The 2,117-nt window shown below is 48.8% G+C and carries 1 protein-coding gene and 1 pseudogene; both read right to left on the bottom strand.

Annotated elements, in window-relative coordinates:
- Positions 1-391, bottom strand: a pseudogene (locus LWH94_RS19045) (hypothetical protein); the annotation flags it as partial.
- Positions 392-651: 260 nt separating this feature from the next.
- Positions 652-1,818: an alkene reductase gene (locus LWH94_RS19050; RefSeq protein WP_232903290.1), complete on the bottom strand. Its 1,167-nt coding sequence runs from the start codon at positions 1,816-1,818 to the stop codon at positions 652-654.
- Between the last annotated feature and the right edge of the window lie 299 nt (positions 1,819-2,117).

The raw sequence follows: 2,117 nt of genomic DNA on the forward strand, positions 1-2,117 counted from the left end.
CAGGACCTGCCACTGTTCCGGAGTGCGGTGTTTTCTCATGGGAGCAACCTCTTATTAGGAAATCAGAGGTTACTGTAGAGCGAAATTCAGTGGGGTGGCAGGACGTCTCGGAATGAACGCTTACAGAACAACGGCTTGCCAAACTGGGGGTGAACGCGGCTCCATCCGCCCTGATGAGCATTCGGTATTCATGATTCGCCAACATACGAAAATACAATGATAAAGGAAACACTCCGTTAGGGTATTTCTTCATCACTCGCTTATCACCATTCTGGCTGTGAATCACTGCAGTGACGGGCTTATACCAGCGCCTCGGAAACCTCCCCTCTTCCTCACCAGCTTGGTTACGCAAATCAATGCACTCTAGAAGGTCAGTACTATGAATACTCATCGGTCATTTCCTTAACGGACGTGAACTCCAACGATGCAGCAGATGAGAGGCTAAAATTCAAACTATTGAACGTGCCGATCTACTATTGTTGATTGATTATCAAGGAATGATTTTCATATGAATAATTACTGCGCTATATGCCTACCATCACCTGAAATGATGAATTTTGCTGAAAGTATGATTTCGCCCTCTTCGTACATCGAGACTTAAAACAACCAAATCCCCTTCCGATTCGGAAGAGGATTTGCATGGGACATTGTTTAAAGCTGTTCAGTAACCCTCTCTCTGGAGAGGGAATCGGGATGGGACTCAACAGTCGGATAGTCGGTATATCCTTTATCAGTTCCACCGTACATCGTTGTCGGATCTACATCGTTCCAGGGCAAGCCCTTCCGAATTCGATCAGGTAGATCAGAATTCGCTATGAACGGTTTACCAAAAGCGAACAGATCACCATACCCTGCCTCAAGCATGCGAATTGCTTTTTCAGGCGTGTAACGGCCAGCAAAAATCAAAACACCGCTGAACGCGTTTCGCAGAGCCACGCAGAAACTTTCCGGAAGCTCTGGTGCGTTGTCCCAATCCGCTTCGGCAATAGAGATATAGGCCACCCCCCGCTTCTCCAGAAGCTTTGCAGCCTCCAGATAAGTTTCATGCGGGTCTGATTCAACTAGCCCCAGATATACTCGTTCCTCCTCGGTACTCTCGAACAATGGAGCAAAACGCACCCCAAGGCGCTCCGCGCCTACCTCTGCAGAAATAGCAGACACGATTTCCTCAAGAAACCGGAGTCTGTTTTTCAGGCTTCCGCCGTACTGGTCGGTCCGGTGATTCGAATGCTCCGAGATAAACTGATTGACCAGATAGCCATTAGCACTATGAATTTCTACCCCATCAAAACCGGCCTCAACAGCGTTACGAGCTGCACGCGCATACATAGCAACTAATTCCTGCACCTCCGCCGTGGTTAACTCACGAGGCTCGTCAGGATCTGCCAACGCGCCCGTCCCAGGCCCTGTTTCAACAAAAACTTTTACGCCTTCGGCGCGAATCGCGGATGGGGCAACAGGAGCCTGCCCATCAGGCTGCAGCGAACGATGGGAAACCCGTCCTACGTGCCACAATTGACAAAAAATCGTGCCACCCTGACTATGAACAGCGCGGGTCACTTTTTTCCAGCCCTCGATCTGTTCTGCGGTAAAGATACCTGGAGTCCAGGCATAGCCTTGACCTCGCGGCTCAATCTGCACGCCTTCGGTTACCATAAAACCGGCTGTGGCTCGCTGAGCGTAGTAGGTGGCCATGAGATCATTTGGAATGTTTCCGGGCTGCGTACTTCTTGATCGCGTCAAAGGGGGCAAAACAATACGATTTTTCAGATTTAAACGGCCCAATTTCACCGACTCAAAAAGAGAACTTACATTCATCACTTTAATTCCTCTCAGGTATGTTTCTAATGTTGCTTTAGGGTCTCTCTAAAAGCCCCTAGAACAGGCCGTACGTGGACTCATTCAAACTGATGATTATGTTTTTCTTCTCGGTGTAGCTATCGAGCATCATCTTGTGAGTTTCGCGGCCAATACCAGATTTTTTATATCCTGTAGTGGTCAACTAATCCCGGACAGTATTTTAAGATTTTCCTCAGCTGCAACAGGCGAAATGCCGCCGTTAAACGCGTGAGGCCGCTGCCGGTTGTAGTAGTCCATCAGATAGCCACCAACATCTC

The sequence above is a fragment of the Marinobacter sp. G11 genome (genome assembly GCF_021282325.1).
GTDB classification, from domain to species: domain Bacteria; phylum Pseudomonadota; class Gammaproteobacteria; order Pseudomonadales; family Oleiphilaceae; genus Marinobacter; species Marinobacter vinifirmus.

Bases quoted from the DNA above. Each gene is read 5' to 3' on its own strand.
- LWH94_RS19050 (WP_232903290.1), bottom strand. From the start codon at position 1,818: ATGAATGTAAGTTCTCTTTTTGAGTCGGTGAAATTGGGCCGTTTAAAT.